This is a genomic window from Faecalibacterium gallinarum, from assembly GCF_022180365.1.
Lineage (GTDB): Bacteria > Bacillota > Clostridia > Oscillospirales > Ruminococcaceae > Faecalibacterium > Faecalibacterium gallinarum.
Genome location: NZ_BQKV01000098.1, coordinates 168,633 through 186,405, shown reverse-complemented (window position 1 = coordinate 186,405; position 17,773 = coordinate 168,633). Strand labels below are relative to the sequence as shown.

Sequence of the window (17,773 nt, the reverse complement as noted above, 5' to 3'; positions counted from 1 at the left end):
AGGCTGGCTTTAGTATACCATGGTCAGGAACCGCCCACAACCTTTCTCCCTTTTGACTGTGACTGAGACACCTTTCTCCCCCTGAATCCCCGAACGTTATTCTTCAATGGCCCGGCGGAACAGCGCCCAGGTGCTGACGAAGTAACACCCCAGCAAAACCGCCAGAATCGCGGCCATCACCCCCAGCTGAACGGCCAGAGCCCCAAAGCCGACATAGGCGTTGATCTCAGCTTCCAGTGCCCCTACAAAGCAGCCTGTTACAATGGTCCCTACCAGAACCGCCGCCCCCACCGGAAGACCGAACCAAACTCCCAGCTGCCGCACCACCAGATGGTGGATTTCTGTTTCTTCCACTCCCAGCCTGCGCAGCACCTGAAACCGGGCCCGGTACTGCCCGGCGTCCAGAAGCTGCTGCAGCGAAAGCACCGTCAGGCAGATCACCATCAGCACCACCGCACCATAGAGCAGGGTGGTTTGGAGGACAAAATTGCTGGCCCGGGCGCTGTTGACCTGCAAGGTCCGCAGCCGGATAGAATAATTCACGCCGCCGGGGGTCTGTTCGGGATAATACTCCTCAAAAAGATGTTCCAGAGCCCGAGCTGTCTCATAGGGCAGGGGCTGGGCGGTCATGAGATAACGGCACTCCATCACCGGCAAAAGCTGCCGGCAGACCTCGTCCGGGAACACATACAGCACATCCGTGTAGCTGTTGTAGAAGCTCTCCCCCATGGGGTCGGTATAGTACGCCCGCTGTGCAAGGGTTAGTTCCCCCGCATCGGTGGAGACCGCCGGGTGCTGTGCCAAAAAGGCGGCCCGATCTGCGGCGGAGGCAATGGTTCTCCACTGGGTGGTGAACTCCCCCTCGGCCAGGGCCACGGGTTCCAGCCCCAGCATCGCCCGGATGGCGTTGTAGTCGCTCAGGGCGATGGCCGCCACTGGAAAATCGTATTTCCCCCGGCTGCGGAACTCCTCCCGCCGGGGCAGATAGAGGCTGAAGGCGCAATCCGCCTGAATCCCGATCTTTTCTTCCGCCAGGAATTGGGTCACCTGGTCGTAGCCGCCCCGGGGCAGGTCGGCCTCGTCATAGACATCGTTATACCGGGAGAAAATCTGGATGTCGTACATCGAGCGGGCCTCGAGATACCCTTCGGCCCAGCCCACCAGAACAGGAGCCGCCCCAAAGAGAAAGATCGCCAGTACCAGCGTCACGCTGACCAGGGCCATGGTTTTGCTGGTGGTGCGGAGCTTGGAAATCATCTGCCCAAAAAAGAAAAGATTGGTTCCCCGGTAGCGGCAGGCGGGGCTGTGGTCTTTTTTCCAAACAAGCAGAGTACTGGAAAGCCAGATTCCCCCGCAGAGCAGAAAAATCAGGTCAACCAGAAGAAATCCCAGCGCCTGGTTGGTTCCCCCGGCCCCAAAGACCAGAAGATACTTTCGCTGCATCACCGGCACAGAGACCGACGAAAGACCGCAGAGCACCGCCCCCACCATCAGACCCAGCACCAGAACCGGGAAGCCCCACTTCCTGCGGTGCATGGCCCAGGCTGCCGCCCACGCCAGCAGTCCCGCCGGGGCCAGAATATTGGCCCAAAACATGAGCTGAACCGGCAGCGCTAGCCGGATGTCCCCATAAAAATAGAGCATCCGCGTGCCCTGAACCACCCGAACCAGGGCCAACAACAGATAAAGAGCGGCTCCCGCCTGCATCCAGCGGCTGGTTTGAAAGGGCGCTTCGTTTTCCCTGCTGGCGGTCAGCATGGAAAGAATCTTGGTCCGGCGGATGGTCCGGGTGTTGAAAATTCCCACTGCCAAAAAACTCAGGAAGAAAAAGCCCACCGTCCAGAGCATTGTATCCGGGAAGAGAGTCCAGACGGGATGGTAGCTCTGGCCGTAATTGGTCAGCAACAGGGCGGTGATGAACTGGGAGCACACCGCCCCGAGACCAATCCCCAATAGCACCGCCACGCCCCCCATCAGGAGGGTTTCGGCAAAAAACAGCCAGGCGATGGTCCGCTGTTCCATCCCCAAAACCGCCTCGAGGGCAAATTCCTTTTGACGGCTGCGGAGCATGTATCGGTTCACAAACTGGATGAGGAAGAGCAAAATCAGGGTCACCCCGCAGATGGCCAGCTTCATGCCATCGCTGAGAAGGGTGAAATCGTATTCCACCCCGATGTCCGGTTGATAATAGCGGCTGGACACCGATAAAAAAGCATAAAACAGGGTCACGCAGAGGGTCAGGGTGACAATATAAACCAGATAATCCCGAACCGACCGCCGGGCACTGCGAAGAATCAGTTTAGCGTACATCCTGCGCGCCCCCTCCCAGCATGGTCAGCACCTGCAAAATCTGCTCAAAGAAGGCCCCGCGGGAGGCGCTGCCCCGCCGCAGCTCGGTGAAGATCTCGCCGTCCCGCAGAAACAAAATCCGCTGGGCATAGCTGGCGGTGAAGGCGTCGTGGGTTACCATCAAAATGGTAGCGCCCATCTGGGCGTGGATACCCGCAAAGGCGGAAAGAAGCATCTGGGCGGAATGGCTGTCCAGGGCGCCGGTGGGCTCATCTGCCAATAGCAGCCGGGGCCCATGAATCAGCGCCCGGGCGCAGGCGCACCGCTGCCGCTGCCCGCCCGACACCTGATAGGGGTACTTATCCAGGATTCCCTGGATATTGAGAGTCTGGGCCATGGCCCGGACCTTGGGTTCCACCCGATCGGCGGGGGTCTGGTTGATGGCAAGGGCCAGGGCGATGTTCTCCCCGACGGTCAAGGTATCCAACAGGTTAAAATCCTGAAAAACAAAGCCCAGCTTCTCCCGGCGGAACCGGGCAAGGGCCCGGGGACGGATCTCGGTCACATCCTCGCCATCCAGATAGATATGACCGGCGCTCACGGTGTCAATGGTGGAAACGCAGTTCAAGAGGGTGGTTTTACCCGAGCCGGAAGGGCCCATGATCCCCAGAAACTCCCCTTCCTCCACCGTGAAGCTGATATCCCGGATGGCCTTTGTCAGATTGCCCCCGTTGCCGTAGTATTTCTGGATGTGTTCCAGTTTGAGTATTTCTTTCATCTCGTTCACCTCTGGACCTATTGTAAGAGATCCCACGCCCGGAGTGTATCGGTTTTTCTTGCAGAGTTCTTACAAAAACGAAAGAAGTGCAGCGCCTTTCAGCCCTGCACTCCGGTGATATAGTCGTTGACGGTAAAAACCAAGCGGGCGGTGGTGCCCTCCCCTTCTCGGGAGTCGAGGGCCAGCCCGATGCCCAGCTTGTCGCAGAGCCGCTTGCAGAGATAGAGCCCCAGCCCGGTGGAACTTTGGACGGCCCGGCCATTGGCACCGGTAAACCCCTTTTCAAACACCCGGGGCAGGTCGGCCGCCGGGATGCCGACGCCATTATCCTCCACCAAAAGGGAGATCTCCCCCGGCCCTGATACGCAGGAAAAACGCAGAGAGGGATTCTCCCGGCGGTATTTCACCGCGTTGCCGATCAGCTGGTCCAGAATAAAGCGCACCCACTTGTCGTCGGTGCTAACCAGGCCGGGCATCTCCTCCACCGTCACCGCCACCTGGTTCTGGCGCAGCAAGTATTTGTTTTCTGCAATGGCCCCATGGACCAGATCGGCCAGAGGGATTTCCCGGATCAGATAATCTTTCTCCGTATGCTCGCTGCGGGCATAATAGAGCGTTTGTTCGGTGTAGCGGGTAATGCGTTCCAGCTGGGCCAAAAGTTCCCGGGTCAGTTCACTGCGGTGATTCTCGCAGAGCAGTTTTCCCGCTGTGATGGGGGTTTTAATCTCGTGAACCCAACGCTCGATGTATTCCCGGTATTCTTTCCTCTCCCGCTCTGCGGCGGCAATTTTTTCCAGCATAGATTTTTCCGCCAGCTGCATCAGGCGGCGGTAGACCTCTTCTTCCGCGGTCACCGGCGGGGGCAGGATTTCAGGCAGAAGATACCGTTCTTCCAGCTGCTGGGCTTGTTTGAGCAGCCCTTCCAGCCGTCGTTTTTCCAAACAGCAGCGGACCGTCAGCCAGGCCGCCAGAACCATCAGCCAGACCACCGCAATCCACAAAACCACGCCCAGCCCGCTGCCGCTGGCCAGCAAAAAGAGGGTCAGCGCCACAAGACCCAAGAGATTTGCCGCCACCGCCGGGAGGCGATCTTTCCAGTATTTCATATCCGATACCCCTGCCGGTGTTTGGTCTGGATAAAGCCCTCCAGGCCGATGGAAGATAGTTTTTCCCGAATCCGGCTCATATGGACGCTGAGGGCATTATCGTCAATGTAGAGTTGGTCGTCCCAGAGGGCATCGATCAGATCCGCTCGGGGACAGATGCTGCCCGGGTGCCGGAAGAGATAACAGAGGATTTTCTGCTCGTTTTTGGTCAGTTCCACTGCCCGCCCCTGGTACTCCAGCTTCCCGCTTTCGGGGTGGAGAACAGCGCCTTTCCAGCAGAGGATATCCTCCCCCGCGGCAGGATACGCCCGGCGCAGCAGAGCGGCAATTTTTGCCATCAGGATGGCCGGGTTATAGGGTTTAGTGAGAAAGGCGTCGCCCCCCAGCAGGATACTGTTCAGCTCATCCAGGTCGGTGTTGCTGCTGGTGACAAAGACGATGGGAATTTGCGAAAAAGAACGGATTTGAGCGCAGAGCTCAAACCCGCTGGCCCCCGGCAGACCAATATCCAAAAGCAACAGGTGGGGCGCAAAAGCCTCAATTTGTGGGACCACAGCCGAAAAATCGGTGACAGCGGCCGCCTGATAGCCGCTGCCGGTCAGCAGGGTCAAAAGCTGGGCCTGGATCACCGGGTCATCTTCCACAACAAAAATTTTATAGGGCATGGGCCGAAACTCCTCTTCGGGTTTATGTCGTTGGTTTCTATTATAGCAAGCCCCGCCGGCTGTGGCAAACCGGCCGGCGATTGTTTTAGAAAGCGATGGTCAGCTCTGCCCTTGCCCCCTGCCCGGTGTTAGAAAGGCGAAGCTCCCCGCCGTGCTTCCGTGCGGTCTGGTCCGCATAGAAAAGACCCAGCCCCAGGTGGCCCTCCTTGGGGCGGCTGGCGTCACTGGTGAAAAAGGCCTGGGGGCCTTTGGCCAGAGCCTCGGCAGAAAAGCCCGGCCCGGTGTCCTCGACAAAAATATGCAGCTGTTTTTCTTCCGCTGAGATTCCCAGGCGCACCTTCCCGCCAGCGGGGGTGTAGCGCACCGCATTGTCCAAAAGATTGCTCACCGCCCGGTCAAGATCGGCACGGCAGACCATCGGGGTACAGTCCGGCAGTTCTGAACAGACAAAGGAAATCTTTTTGGGGGCGCAGAGACTCCGCCCGATCTCCTGCCAGCCCTCGGCCAGCGCCGCCAGAGGCACGGGTTCTTTGACCGGTTCCGATCCCCCTTCCGGAGCGGTCAACGCCCGCAGCTGGGCCACATAGTCCTGCAAACGAGTGGTGCTGCGCAGAATCGTCTCCACCATCTCCCGCTGGGCTGGGGGCAGATTGTCCTCCTGTAGCAGCTCAGCGTTCCCGCTGATGAGAGTCAGAGAGGTTTTCAGGTCGTGGGTCAGGGCCGCCAGTTCCAGGCGGCGCTGCTGCTCCATGGCCCATTGACGCTCCAAAGACCGGGCCAGCTGCTCCCGCAGCTGCTCCATGGCCGCCAAAGTCTCCCCCAATTCCCGGACCCGGGCCCGGCCGGTCAAGGGGGCATCCAGTCTCTGCTGGGCGATGGCATGGGTGGCAGCGGTGAGAAGGGCGGCATCCCGCCGCAAGAGCCCCGCAAAATGTCGGGTGGAAACCGCTCCCGCCAGCAGGCAGGCCAGCGCCAGAACCACCGTGGCACAGGTCTGGAATTCCGGCAGCCGGTTCTGAAGTTCCGGCGAACCGTAGGGCATGGAGTAATCGTACTGCACCACACAGGTCAGCCCCCCAGGCAGGCGAGCGATCCGGTGGTACTGGGAATATAGCATCCCTTGAGGTGTCGAGTCACCTGCTATCGCCGCTTTTGCATAGTCCAGAAAACGGCCGTTCATATTCCCTTCATCCACCACCTGCCCGGCGTCAAACAGGGCCCAGCGGTAATAATAGGGAATCTCCGCTGGGGTGATCTCGCCGGATTCCAGCTTTTGGACCACCCCAGAAACCTGATCCGCCGCCGTACTGGCCGGGCGAACAACCCCCTGCCGCAAGAGCATAGTCAGCCCCATCCACCAAAGAATGATCAGCAGCAGGAGCACCCCGCCGGTGGTGATCAGATACCGCCAGAACAGAGCCGTCAGGCCTGGCCGGCGCTCACGTCTTTTTTCCATTTATAGCCCACTCCCCAAACGGTCTCAATGGGGCTTTCGCCAGCGGGACGCAGCTTGGCCCGGATGTTTTTGATGTGCTCGGTGACAGCCGATGCGTCCGCCGTTCCCTCGTATCCAAAGGCCGCCTGGTAGAGCTGCTCTTTGGAAAAAGTCTGCCCCGGGTACATTGCCAGCGCTTCGCAGATCAGATACTCGCTCCGGGTTAGTTTGAGGGATGTACCCTGAAAGTACACCGCCTGTTCCCCCAGGTCGAAATCGAGCGGACCGCGGCGAAGCCGCCGGCAGGGGGTGCGCTGTTCCCGGCGCAGGTGGGCCGCCACCCGTGCCCGGAGTTCCGCTACCCGGAATGGCTTGGTCAGATAGTCGTCCCCGCCCAGGCCAAGACCCATAAGGACATCCGATTCCTCGGTTTTGGCCGTCAAAAAGAGAATCGGACAATCCGCCAGAGAGCGAATTCGGCGGCAAAGGGTAAAGCCATCCTCCCCCGGCATCATCACATCCAGCAGGATGCAGTCCGCCCAGCGGCAGGCTGCCTCATCCACTTCCTGCCCCGAGCGATGGACGGACACCTGATGCCCGTCCCGTTCCAGGGCAGTTTTTAAAAGCGTGCAGAGATCTTTGTCATCGTCCACCACCAAAAGATGGGCCATCGCACTCCCTCCTTTAGTTCAGCACCAGGTACAGCCCCCAGGATAACCCGTAAAGAATATAAACATGGGCGGGATAAAAGGCATAGAACAACAGTTTGTGTCCCCCGCCGCGCTCCCCATTATACCACAGCATCAGCGGAGCGGCCAGAATCCCGTAGATCTCATAATATCGGGTGAACAGCTGAAACCAGGTAAAATCCGGCAGCCGGGAAGCCATCAGCCCCATAAACACCACACCATAAAGGATATAATAGACGCAGTATGCTCCTACCTGTAACCCCCGGCGTTTGCGGAACAGATAGAGAACCAGGCCCATTACCAGAACGGGCAGGCTGCTGTCCCCCGTGATCCCCCACATGGGCAAGAACGAATAGCAAATAAAGCCCAGGGGGTTCGTCAGCGAGGGGAACTGAATGGCAATCCAGGAGGCCAGGAAGGGCCACGCCAGGGGCAGAATCACCGCCGCCAGGCCCCGGAAAAGTTTTTCTTCTCCCAGCCAGTCCAATCCCTGCCAGATGACCATCAAAATAACAAAGGTGGTCATCATGCCGTTGGTGGGGTAAAAACCGTCCGGCCGAACCAAAATGCCCCCGTAGGCCATGAAGAAGAGCAGCCCCGACATGGCTGCTGAGATCAGATATACTTTGGCAAAATATCGTTTTCGGCTATGGGTATGGGTAAAGCCCTCCACCAGACAAAACAGGAACAACGGCGCACCCAGACGCCCCACCATACTGAACCACTCCGGAATCACCCCGGTAAAGCCGAAAAAGTAGTGGATGTGGTCCAGCACCATGGTGCCCAGGGCAATCCATTTCAGGCCGGTTTCGGTGAGGCCCGTGTGTTTTAGCGTAGTACAGGCAGTTTCCATTGCAAACATCTCCTTTTTTGTTTTCTGATGTCATGGTAGCAGATAATCCTAAGGAAAGTATCAGGAAAACAAAAAAAGACAGCACCCCTGCAAACGGGCAACGGGCGGACTTATCTGGGCCGCTGCCAGAGGGTATAATAAAAAGCTATAAGTGGACGAGGTGATTCCGGACGCTCTGAAACGCCAAGGATAAGCCCCCTGTCTGCGCAGTCCGCTTATTGATACATCATCAGTTTGCATCCCAGGGAAAGGACCTGTCTTATTCCCAGATCCTTTAAATCCGTATGGAGGATTTTCTCGATTCTGCGCAACCGATAAATTAGGGTATTTCGATGGATGTACAGTAGACTGGACGCCTCGTTTAAGTCGCAGTTTTTGCTCAGGAAAACGCAGAGGGTATTCAGCAGGTCTGTATTATTTTCTTCGTCGTACCGTTTCAGTTCCCAAAGCATGGGGTGTATAAAACCACTCAGGGCAGCCTCCTGGGACAGTGTTTTAAAGAAGACCTGCTCAAAAAAATCCGCGATTCTTTTGCAGCCAGGCCGGTCGTCCCAAGCGTCCGCCAGCTGAATCGCCCGAGTATCGAACTCCCACACCTGTTTTAGGTCAAAGAGAGAGTGAACCGGCATGCTCAGAAAAAACGTCTGGCCCATTCTCTCTCCTGTTTTGGAGAGGCGCTCAGCCATTTTTATCTCACTGTCCGTGGGTTCCAGCGCAGGCAAAACCAAAAGCAGCTGCTCCTCGGTCAGGATACACCACCCCTCGGGGTACTCATCGGTCAGCAGAGTGCGCAAGTTAGAACTGGTGATCCGCTGGGAAGTTTTGCTGAGGGGGAGAACGGCCAGAAAGTAGAACCTATCCTCCTGAAAACTGCCAAGCTGGCGGATGCGGCGCTCCAGTTTTTCCCGCTCCCGCGGGGCATACAGCAACAGATCGTACAAAAGTTGTTCTTCCATCCGGGTCACCCGGGCGGGTTCCGGCGCCCGCAGGATATGATGGCAGAGCAGCTGACAGATCCGTTCCGCCAACTGGCGGTCCTGCGGCGCAAAGGGGCGCTCCAGCTCAATAATTTCCATCCCTCCGCAGGGGGTTTTCTGGCCCGTGCCCACTGCCGCCGCGATCATCCGGCGCACGTTTCTGCCGTCGGCTTCCTGATACGGGATGATCTGAGGACTGGTGATATTCTTTTTGGAAAAATGGTTGATAACTTTCTGGGCCTGTTTCAGATCCCCCAGTTCCACCCCTTCCCCTTGCAAGAGGCGGTCCCAGCTGTCAATCCCCAATTTCCGTTGGGGGGCCATTGCCAGCGCGTTAAATGCCTGGTCCACCAGCATCACCGGGTTCGCCAAATATTCCTGGGCCTGTAGGATGAGCTGTTCGAGCCCGCCGGAAAGATAGGCCCGGTCCAGCTGCGCCAGCTGGCGGTCAAGGCGCCGCTCCGGTTCCAGCAAGCGATAAATCTCCCGGTAGATTGGCAGGGTGAGCTCGGGCACCGGATAGACAATGACGTTTTTTCCCTGGGGCTCCCCGGCTTCCGGCATAAAATAAAGGCACTGCTGCGAGAAGTTTTCTGCCTGGCCCACAACGACGGTGCCCTCCCGAAGCTGCTCCGGTTCGTCTAAGACAGCACCACAGCATGCAAAGCAGGGCAGCCCCGCAGGAATTTTGATCGGGAATTTTGTCTGAAGTGCAGCGCACAGTTCTATGGTAAGCATCCTTTTGTCCTCTGCGGCCGACGGCCGCCCATCTCCTTGTGTATTGTCAAAAATGTAAATTTAAGGCATTCTTTTTGTTCTCAAAATACAATATACAAGCAGGTTCGTCAATGATAAAATTATGTCAACGGCCGAATGACGAAAAATTAACAAATCCCCCGGGGAGAAAAACAAGAAGAAAAAGGAGAACCCATCCATGCGTAAACTGTCTCGCAGAGCTTTTCTGAAGGGCACCGCCGCCGGCGCTGTGGGCGCAGCAGCCCTGGGCCTGACCGCTTGCGGAAGCACTTCTTCCACCGCTGCTTCCTCTGTTGCTGCCTCCTCCCCTGCGGCGTCCTCTCAGACTACCGTCCAGACCCCTGCTGCCGAAACTGGCAAGCCCAGCTTCTTTACCGACCCATACAATTACAGTGTCTCGGATGCCGTACAGCTGGTCACCACTGAAGTTGTCATCGTGGGCGCTGGCAACGCCGGCTGCGCTGCCGCCTGCTCCTGTGTGGAGAACGGCAACGAGGTCGTCGTCATCGAGGCCCAAAACGTGATCCACGGCCAGGGCGGCGGCGTCGGTATGGCCAACACCAAGTTTGTTCAGTCCCTGGTGGACGAGGGCAAGCTGGACCACCTGACCGATGTGGTGGAGCACCAGAACATCTGGATCCAGCGCTGCGGCAGCCGCGTGAACGAGGCCCTAGTCTCCCTGTGGTTCAACAACTCCCCCGAGGCTGGCAACTGGCTGATCGACAAGTGCGCCGAGTTCGGCGTGGTGCCTGCTTCCTTCCGCGCACACGCCCCCAACGCCATCATCCCCGAGTCTTACGACTACCACATGTTCGTCAACACCGGCGACCATGTGTTCGACTCCAAGTGCGGCTACTTTGCTGCCACCAACGTCCTGTACGAGGACAGTAAAAACGCTGAAAAATACGAGCACCCCGCCACTTATTTCTTTAACACCAAAGCCCAGGAGTTGCTGGTGGAGGATGGCAAAATCACTGGCGTCTTTGCCCAGCGGGACGGCGAGCTGTGGCTCTTCCGTGCAACCAAGGGCGTTATCCTGGCCACTGGCGGCATCCACGAGGACACCGAGATGACCGACTACTACTGCGACGAGAATATCAAGCGGGTCCAGCGCTGCGAGCACGGTCCCGCCGGCTTCTCCACCGGCGACGGCCACAAGATGGGCCTGTGGGTCGGCGCTCACATGCAAGATGGGCCCTTCCCCCTGATGCTGCACCCCCAGGCAAACGCCATGTTCCACGGCTGCTTCCCCTTCCTCAATCAGGAGGGCTACCGTTTCATGAACGAGGGCACCTGGGTCCAGGGCAAGAGCATGAACGTGATGCATCAGACCGGCAACATCGCCTGGTCCATCTTCGATGCAGATTACGGTAAATACAACCGGATGTCCCTGGAAAACGGCACCGGCGGCGGTATGTTCTGGGATACCATGTCGGCTGCCATCGGCCAGGAGTTCACCGATGACGACATCACCTCCACCGTGGAGAGCGATGTGGCCGTGGGCAACACCTTCAAGGCCGACACTCTGGAAGAGCTGGCCGACCTGATCGGCGTGCCTGCCGACGTAATGCAGCAGTCTATCGACCGCTACAATGAGCTGGTGGCCAAAGGCGCAGACGACGACTTCCACAAGCCCTCTGAGTTCCTGTTCCCGGTGGCCAAGGCCCCCTTCTACGCTGCAAAGGTCGGTGTGGCCCTGCTGGCTGTGGTGGGCGGTCTGTCGGTGAACACGGATCTCCAGGTTCTGGACGACAACAAGCAGCCCATCCCGGGCCTGTATGCCACTGGCAACACCTCCGGCGACCTGTACGCCATCGATTACCCCATCAACATGGCCGGCAACTCCAATGGCCGCTGCGTGATCTGGGGCTACCTGCTGGGCAAAACCATGGCCAAGGTAACTGCTTCCGGCGAGGCGCTGACCAGCCGGGACGAGCTGGCCGAGCTGTCGGTGGACAACAACCAGATCGTTGCCTCCGATACCGTTTACAAAGACGGCAGCTACACCGGCCAGGGCACTGGCCGCGGCGGTCAGATGAACGTCACCGTCACCATTAAGGACGGCAAAATCTCTGACATCGTGGTTGACAACCACGCCGAATCCTCCGACATCGGCGCCCCCGCCCTGGACAAGCTGATTCAGGACGCCATCGCAGCCAACTCTGCCGAGATCGACGGCGCTTCCGGCGCAACCATGACCTCCGACGGCTTCCGCGAGGCCGTGGCACAGGCCCTTTCCAAGGCACAGTAAAATTCCTTTGTAAAAAGTGCGGCAGGCTCCCCCTTCGCGGGCGGAGCCTGCTTTATTTTTATCCCATTCCCGATTTCCTTTATCAAGCCGAAAGTTCGGCGGCAGCCTCTCATACAGTAAAACAACCCCATTTCAAACAGGAGGCAAGAACCATGCTGTTTTTACTGCTGCAATTTTTTGCAACCAAATTTCTCTACCTCTCCCTGCATCTGGAATCCAGCAGCTTCCCCCGGCCGCTGAACGCCAAAGAGGAAGCCGAGGCTTTCCGGGCCATGCAGTCGGGCGACTCTGACGCCGCGGAAAAAATCATTCGGCACAATTTGCGGCTTGTGGCACATATCGTCAAAAAATATTATACTTTCCCCAGCGACCAGGACGACCTCATCAGCATCGGAACCATCGGTCTGATCAAGGCGGTGAGGACCTTCGACGGCAAACGCCAGGCCCGGTTCTCCACATATGCCAGCAAGTGCATTGAAAACGAGATCCGAATGCACTTTCGGAAAGACAAAAAGAATGGCTCCACCGTTTCGCTGCAGGAAACCCTGGAAACGGCCAAAGACGAATCCGCCCTCACACTTTCTGATGTTTTGCAGGATCCGCTGTGCATGGAGGAGGACTACGAAAAGCAGGACGACGCCTGCCGGCTGCGGGGACTGATCGAACAGTTGGACGCCCGCGAGCGCCAGATCATCCTGCTTCGGTATGGTCTGGGAGGTCAGCCGCCCTTAACACAGTTGGAGACCGCCCGAATCGTGGGAATCAGCCGAAGCTATGTATCCCGTCTGGAAACCCATGCCCTCACCCAGCTGAAAAAGCACTGGCAGACAGACGGCTGAACTCCGCCTGTGTTTCATTGCAAAGTTTCTCCATATGCCACACATTGACATAAAGATGAATATTCCGCCCCGTCGTTTGACCAGAGTGGCAACCGTGGTGTATACTGAACAGAGACCTCATAGAGCATCCGCATTCCATTGACCATTCCCCTGCCTGAAAGGAGTTTTTCATGAAAGAGACTCTGTTCACCGCCGCCGGTGAGGCGCTGCCCACCCTGCCCTGGCCAGATTATCCCCGGCCGCAGCTGCAGCGCGCCAGCTTTTTGAATCTGAACGGCCGCTGGCAGTTTGCTGTAAGTCCAAGCGACGAGCTGCCTGACCGGTACAATCAGGACATCCTGGTACCTTTTTGTCCGGAGAGCGTTCTCTCCGGCATAGGGAAACATTTTCCTGAGGGCAGCCGTCTATTTTATCATCGAAGTTTCTCCCTCCCGGCCAAGTTTAACCGCGGGAAGATTCTGCTACACGTGGACGGAGCAGACCAGCAGGTGGACTGTTTTTTAAACGGTCAGTTCCTGGGTGGTCACACCGGCGGCTATGATGCAGCCACCTTTGACATCACCGCTGCAGTGCTGCCCGGCGAAAACCAGCTGGTCCTTCGGACCAGGGACGATCTGCGGGGCAGGGTGCTGCCCTGCGGCAAACAGGTAGAAAAACCCGGCGGAATGTGGTACACCCCCGTTTCCGGCCTGTGGCAGACGGTCTGGCTGGAAAGCGTACCGAAACGGTACATAAAGCGGCTGGACTTCGCCTGCGACCTGGAAAAAGCGATACTGGATGTGGGAGACGAGAGCCTTTTCGGTACGGTGACGGTAGCCGATCCTTCGGGGAATTTTACGGTCCCTCTGGAAAAAGGCCGGGCCGTTCTGCGTCCGCCGCAGCCCCGTCTCTGGAGCCCAGAAAGCCCGTTTCTCTACTCGATCCTCATTCAGGCAGGCGAAGACCAGGTAGAAAGTTACTTTGCTCTGCGCACCCTGGAGATCAAACAGATAGGCAAGTATAAACGCCTTTGTCTCAATGGCAAGCCCTACTTTTTCCATGGAGTCCTGGATCAGGGTTACTGGAGCGACGGAATCTTTACCCCCGCCTCCCCTGCCGCTTACGAGGAGGACATCCGGGCAATGAAAGCCCTGGGCTTCAACACTCTGCGAAAGCATATTAAGGTAGAACCACCCCTTTTCTACTACGCTTGTGACTGTCTTGGCATGGCCGTATTTCAGGACATGGTGAGCAATGGCGACTACAGTTTTCTTCGGGACACAGTTCTGCCCAATCTTGGTTTTCGGACCCGCAGAAGCGACAAAACCATACACCCGGATCCCGTTACCCGAGCCGCTTTTCTCGCTGGAATGGAAGCCACGGTGACGACTCTGAAAAACCACCCCTGCATTGTCTACTGGACCATCTTTAACGAGGGCTGGGGCCAGTTTGATTCTTCCGCTGTTTATAAAAAACTGAGGGCCCTGGATCACAGTCGTTTCATTGATTCTACCTCCGGGTGGTTTATCTGCGGTGAAACCGACGTGGACAGCCGCCATATCTATTTCGGCCCCTGGAAACTGAAGGTCGGGAAAAAACCTCTGGTACTCACAGAATTTGGCGGAATCTGTTTGCCGGTAAAAGGACACCTGCAATGCCCTGGCCGCAGTTACGGCTACGGGGCCTGTAAAACCCCTGAGGCACTGGAGACAGCTGTGCTCACCCTTTACGAACAGCGGGTGCTCCCACTGGTGGAACAGGGGTTATGTGCCGCAATTTACACCCAGCTTTCGGATGTAGAAGAAGAGGTAAACGGATTGCTTACCGCTGACCGGAAGGTCTGTAAATTGGCCGCCGCGCCTATGGCCGCGATGGCCAAACGGCTGACGGAAGCCTGCCGGTAAGAGCGAAGTTGGTCTTTGGCATTCGGCAATCGAGTTTGGCTCGAAATCCCATAGGCCGGATAGTCGGTTCTTGCGTTCAAATGATTTCACTCTCCAAATTGTTCGAATGTGTTTTAGCCAAGCTCTTTATAAAACAAAACCTCCTGCAGCAGCTTTATGCCGCTATAGGAGGTTTTGTGTCGAGATGATTCAGACCTATTAAAACTTGCTTATTCAGGGGCAATACCGATTTATTGCCCATACATTCGAAAGATGGTCACAACTGTTTTAAAAATGATTTTCCAGTCCACCCAGAAACTGCGTTCCCTTATGTACTTGAGGTCCAGTTCCATCCATTCATCAAAGCTCAGCTCGTTTCGATTGGGCTGAACCTGCCAGTAGCAGGTCAGACCAGGCGTCACGTTAAGTCTCTGACGTTGATAATCGGTATACTGCTCTACCTCACGCGGGAGAGCGGGACGCGGACCAACAAGGCTCATTTCACCTTTTAAAACATTCACCAACTGCGGCAATTCGTCGATGCCCGTTTTGCGAATAAAGCGTCCCACCCGGGTAATCCGGGGATCATTCTTCATTTTGAAGGCCGGTCCGTCCATCTCATTTTGCGCCAGCACTTCCTTCAGTTTTTCTTCCGCGTTGGGAATCATCGAGCGGAATTTGTAGAATTTAAAAATCTTCCCATCCCGTCCCACTCGATTCTGGGAGAAAATCGGGCTTGCCCCCGGACTATCAATCCAGATAATAATGGAAATCAGGGCAAAGAACGGAAGCAGAACAATCAAAGCAATACACGACAAAACAATATCCTGCGTCCTACGCCCCAGCCAATAACCCCACTTAGGGTTTCGGATTTCCTCTAAGTCAAACAGCTGCTCTTTGGGTATTGCCGCAACACTTCCCATTTGACTGTTTCGATCTTCAGAATAATTTTCCATGAAAGTCCCTCATCGTAAATTCACTTTAAAAAAGCAGCCTGCCTTTGCTCAGAAAACAAAGGCAGGCGCTTTTTGAGATTGTCCTATGCCCGATTCTGTAATGCCGGTCAAAAACGATCTTAGACCTTCTTCATGATCATGACGGTCGCATTGTTCGGGGCAGTGAACTGGATCTTGCCCTCAGCATTGACGGTGGCCTTGACCACAGTGGACTTGCCGTTCACAACGCAGACCACCAGGACAGAATCGCCAGCGGAAACGCCGGGCATCTCCATGGAGACGCTGATCGCGCCATTCTCGCCAACCACAGCAACAGCAGCAGTGTTGTAGTTGATCTCGTAGATGCCAGCAGCCTGGTAGCTGTTGGCGTCCTCGACAACTGCATCAACACCCAGGGTAGCCAGCAGCTCTTCGGTGTTGGCAGCCTTCTGGAGAGTCTGATACACTGCGTTGTCAGTGGTGGAGGCCGCAACCATAACGGCGGGGTTGGGAGAAGCCATAAACTCCTCCACGGAAGCGGTGGAGCTAACCACACCAACGCTCACAACCTCACCCGTGCTGGTGACAACCTCGGCACCGGCCTGCACGCTCTGCGAAACACTGGGGACAAAGGCAGCGAAAGAAGACACTGCCGATGCCACCATGATTGCAGCAGTAGCCGCAAAGCACAGTACCACATTCATTTTGTTTTTCATAGGGTTTCTTCCTTTCTTTAAAATTATTTAACAGCCCTTTCAAGCTGCTAAACCATTGTTGGAGCGAAACAGCTTAGGCATGGTCCTTGTCATAACCATAGTAGCGCTTGTAATAATAGCCACCGCTGTTTACCTTATACTCGACTCGATTCAATACCACACCCAAAAGAGGAATGCCAATTTTTTGAGCCATCTGTACGGATCGGTCCACAAGCTTGCGGGATGTCACACCACCCCGGACAACCAGAACAGTTCCATCGCAGTAAGGGCCAATCTGCATTGCATCTGCCACCACCGTAAGAGGCGGCGTATCGACCAGAATGTAATCGAATTGATCCCGACAAGTTTCGATGATTTTCCCCAAACGTCCATTGCTCAGAAGGATGGGCGGATTTGCTGCGGGTACCGTCATGGGAATCATATACCCGTTGGCAACATTGGTTTTGTAAATTGCGTCATCCAGCTCAATTTTCCCTGCAAGATAATGGGTGATGCCATGTAACGTCGAGTTGCTGCGGATTCCATATTTGGTCCGCATTTCCGAGTTGCGGATATCCGCATCGATCAAGAGCACCCGATGGCCCATGTTGGCGATCGCGCGCCAAAGGTTCAGGGAAACGTAGCTTTTTCCTTCGTTCGGGGTACTGCTGGTAATCATGATAGTTTTTACTTCACTACCACAAAACTCCAAGTTAACACGCAGCTGGTTCAGCGCCTCTGTCACATCAAAGGGCAGCTCCGGCAACGTTTTCAGCTCTAATGTATTCACCCCTGCTCCACCTTCTTTCTCTTCTCCGAATTTCTATCCTGACGCTGCAGCGCATTGCGGTATCCATATCCGTACCCATAGCCATAACCCTTGGCGCCGGACTTTCCGCTCTCCGGGATCATTGCCAGGACCTGAACATTGTACCGTTTTTCGATATCCTCCATAGTGGAAAGGCTATCGTCCATCAGGAAGAGGACTACCAGAACACCGCAATAAGCCGCTGCGACCAGGAAAGCCCCAATCAAGATATTGCGGACGTAACTCGGGGTGTATGCCTTCTCGGGGATAACCGCTGTTTCAGCGATATTCGGGGTATCGCACTCCATAATACGAGGCAGATAAATTACCGCCTGCTGTGCAAGCTCATTGGCAATTGCAGCCGCTTCCTCCGGATCATCGCTGACAGCCGTGATCTCCAGAATACGGGTATCGGAAGGATTGTTGATGGTAACCACATCCTCCACCAATTCCGCCGGCGTATACTCCAAATCAAGGTTCTTGATTACATCTTCCAGAAGGGGGCGAACCGTCATCAATGCCTGATAGTCCGCCGTCAACTGGCTGCCGATCTGAAGATCTGCCAGGCTGACCAGCGAGTCATTGGAGGCAGACACAATGTAAATCTTGGAGGTAGACTTGTACATCGGTGTGACCAGGAAAAAGGTATAGAGGAACGCCAGAAAACCGCCCAAGACCACACACAGAAGAATTTTCCATATGTGCTCCAGGAACAAGTAGAACAGCTCCACCAGGTCGATTGTATCCTCTTCCCCGTCCTGAATCATCACTTTTCTTGCCTGATCCGCAGCAAGCACTGCATTCATTTGCGTTTCCATTGCGTTATTCCTTCCCA

Annotated in this window: 15 protein-coding genes; 3 read left to right on the top strand and 12 right to left on the bottom strand. The window is 56.2% G+C overall.

What is annotated here, in order from left to right; genetic code table 11:
- Positions 1 to 96: 96 nt before the first annotated feature.
- The 8 genes from JCM17207_RS11465 to JCM17207_RS11430 all read right to left on the bottom strand — a co-directional run bounded on the left by JCM17207_RS11465 (position 97) and on the right by JCM17207_RS11430 (position 9,530).
- A complete protein-coding gene (locus tag JCM17207_RS11465; protein ID WP_238317763.1) occupies positions 97 to 2,310 on the bottom strand; it encodes an FtsX-like permease family protein in 2,214 nt (737 codons plus the stop codon).
- Positions 2,300 to 3,067, bottom strand: a complete 768-nt coding sequence (locus tag JCM17207_RS11460) for an ABC transporter ATP-binding protein (RefSeq protein ID WP_238317762.1) — start codon at positions 3,065 to 3,067, stop codon at positions 2,300 to 2,302. Before JCM17207_RS11460 ends, JCM17207_RS11465 begins: the two co-directional genes overlap by 11 nt.
- 98 nt (positions 3,068 to 3,165) lie before the next feature.
- The gene (locus tag JCM17207_RS11455) at positions 3,166 to 4,173 is read right to left on the bottom strand and encodes a sensor histidine kinase (RefSeq protein WP_238317761.1); all 1,008 of its coding nucleotides are present in this window, start codon (positions 4,171 to 4,173) and stop codon (positions 3,166 to 3,168) included.
- Positions 4,170 to 4,838 carry a response regulator transcription factor gene (locus JCM17207_RS11450; protein ID WP_238317760.1) on the bottom strand — a complete coding sequence of 223 codons (669 nt, stop codon included), beginning with the start codon at positions 4,836 to 4,838 and terminating at the stop codon, positions 4,170 to 4,172. Before JCM17207_RS11450 ends, JCM17207_RS11455 begins: the two co-directional genes overlap by 4 nt.
- An 85-nt stretch (positions 4,839 to 4,923) precedes the next feature.
- Positions 4,924 to 6,294, bottom strand: coding sequence for a sensor histidine kinase (locus tag JCM17207_RS11445; protein ID WP_238317759.1), 1,371 nt, complete (start codon positions 6,292 to 6,294; stop codon positions 4,924 to 4,926).
- Positions 6,261 to 6,944, bottom strand: a complete 684-nt coding sequence (locus JCM17207_RS11440) for a response regulator transcription factor (RefSeq protein WP_238317758.1) — start codon at positions 6,942 to 6,944, stop codon at positions 6,261 to 6,263. Before JCM17207_RS11440 ends, JCM17207_RS11445 begins: the two co-directional genes overlap by 34 nt.
- A 13-nt stretch (positions 6,945 to 6,957) precedes the next feature.
- Positions 6,958 to 7,815: a TraX family protein gene (locus JCM17207_RS11435; protein WP_238317757.1), complete on the bottom strand. Its 858-nt coding sequence runs from the start codon at positions 7,813 to 7,815 to the stop codon at positions 6,958 to 6,960.
- A gap of 215 nt (positions 7,816 to 8,030) precedes the next feature.
- Complete coding sequence (locus JCM17207_RS11430) at positions 8,031 to 9,530, bottom strand: PucR family transcriptional regulator (RefSeq protein WP_238317756.1); 1,500 nt, start codon at positions 9,528 to 9,530, stop codon at positions 8,031 to 8,033.
- 196 nt (positions 9,531 to 9,726) lie between these two features.
- On the opposite strand from JCM17207_RS11430, the gene JCM17207_RS11425 reads away from it, so the two are divergent.
- From JCM17207_RS11425 to JCM17207_RS11415, 3 genes are all read left to right on the top strand, one after another.
- Complete coding sequence (locus JCM17207_RS11425) at positions 9,727 to 11,799, top strand: FAD-binding protein (RefSeq protein WP_238317755.1); 2,073 nt, start codon at positions 9,727 to 9,729, stop codon at positions 11,797 to 11,799.
- A 152-nt stretch (positions 11,800 to 11,951) separates the two neighbouring features.
- Entirely contained in the window at positions 11,952 to 12,638 is a 687-nt protein-coding gene (locus JCM17207_RS11420; RefSeq protein WP_238317754.1) for a sigma-70 family RNA polymerase sigma factor, read from the top strand.
- Between the two features lie 170 nt (positions 12,639 to 12,808).
- Positions 12,809 to 14,521, top strand: coding sequence for a glycoside hydrolase family 2 protein (locus JCM17207_RS11415; RefSeq protein WP_238317753.1), 1,713 nt, complete (start codon positions 12,809 to 12,811; stop codon positions 14,519 to 14,521).
- 230 nt (positions 14,522 to 14,751) lie between these two features.
- On the opposite strand, the gene JCM17207_RS11410 is transcribed toward JCM17207_RS11415, so the two are convergent.
- The 4 genes from JCM17207_RS11410 to JCM17207_RS11395 all read right to left on the bottom strand — a co-directional run bounded on the left by JCM17207_RS11410 (position 14,752) and on the right by JCM17207_RS11395 (position 17,744).
- On the bottom strand, positions 14,752 to 15,456 hold the full coding sequence (locus tag JCM17207_RS11410) for a sugar transferase (RefSeq protein ID WP_238317752.1): 705 nt from the start codon (positions 15,454 to 15,456) through the stop codon (positions 14,752 to 14,754).
- Positions 15,457 to 15,575: 119 nt separating this feature from the next.
- The gene (locus tag JCM17207_RS11405; protein ID WP_238317751.1) at positions 15,576 to 16,151 is read right to left on the bottom strand and encodes a hypothetical protein; all 576 of its coding nucleotides are present in this window, start codon (positions 16,149 to 16,151) and stop codon (positions 15,576 to 15,578) included.
- Between the two features lie 73 nt (positions 16,152 to 16,224).
- Entirely contained in the window at positions 16,225 to 16,920 is a 696-nt protein-coding gene (locus JCM17207_RS11400; protein ID WP_238317750.1) for a CpsD/CapB family tyrosine-protein kinase, read from the bottom strand.
- Positions 16,917 to 17,744 carry a YveK family protein gene (locus tag JCM17207_RS11395; RefSeq protein ID WP_238317749.1) on the bottom strand — a complete coding sequence of 276 codons (828 nt, stop codon included), beginning with the start codon at positions 17,742 to 17,744 and terminating at the stop codon, positions 16,917 to 16,919. The genes JCM17207_RS11400 and JCM17207_RS11395 overlap by 4 nt, the downstream gene beginning before the upstream one ends.
- Positions 17,745 to 17,773 lie beyond the last annotated feature (29 nt).

Bases quoted from the DNA above. Each gene is read 5' to 3' on its own strand.
- JCM17207_RS11405 (WP_238317751.1), bottom strand. From the start codon at position 16,151: ATGAAAAACAAAATGAATGTGGTACTGTGCTTTGCGGCTACTGCTGCA.
- JCM17207_RS11465 (WP_238317763.1), bottom strand. From the start codon at position 2,310: ATGTACGCTAAACTGATTCTTCGCAGTGCCCGGCGGTCGGTTCGGGAT.
- JCM17207_RS11430 (WP_238317756.1), bottom strand. From the start codon at position 9,530: ATGCTTACCATAGAACTGTGCGCTGCACTTCAGACAAAATTCCCGATC.
- JCM17207_RS11440 (WP_238317758.1), bottom strand. From the start codon at position 6,944: ATGGCCCATCTTTTGGTGGTGGACGATGACAAAGATCTCTGCACGCTT.
- JCM17207_RS11455 (WP_238317761.1), bottom strand. From the start codon at position 4,173: ATGAAATACTGGAAAGATCGCCTCCCGGCGGTGGCGGCAAATCTCTTG.
- JCM17207_RS11420 (WP_238317754.1), top strand. From the start codon at position 11,952: ATGCTGTTTTTACTGCTGCAATTTTTTGCAACCAAATTTCTCTACCTC.
- JCM17207_RS11445 (WP_238317759.1), bottom strand. From the start codon at position 6,294: ATGGAAAAAAGACGTGAGCGCCGGCCAGGCCTGACGGCTCTGTTCTGG.
- JCM17207_RS11395 (WP_238317749.1), bottom strand. From the start codon at position 17,744: ATGAATGCAGTGCTTGCTGCGGATCAGGCAAGAAAAGTGATGATTCAG.
- JCM17207_RS11450 (WP_238317760.1), bottom strand. From the start codon at position 4,838: ATGCCCTATAAAATTTTTGTTGTGGAAGATGACCCGGTGATCCAGGCC.
- JCM17207_RS11410 (WP_238317752.1), bottom strand. From the start codon at position 15,456: ATGGAAAATTATTCTGAAGATCGAAACAGTCAAATGGGAAGTGTTGCG.
- JCM17207_RS11435 (WP_238317757.1), bottom strand. From the start codon at position 7,815: ATGGAAACTGCCTGTACTACGCTAAAACACACGGGCCTCACCGAAACC.
- JCM17207_RS11415 (WP_238317753.1), top strand. From the start codon at position 12,809: ATGAAAGAGACTCTGTTCACCGCCGCCGGTGAGGCGCTGCCCACCCTG.
- JCM17207_RS11425 (WP_238317755.1), top strand. From the start codon at position 9,727: ATGCGTAAACTGTCTCGCAGAGCTTTTCTGAAGGGCACCGCCGCCGGC.
- JCM17207_RS11460 (WP_238317762.1), bottom strand. From the start codon at position 3,067: ATGAAAGAAATACTCAAACTGGAACACATCCAGAAATACTACGGCAAC.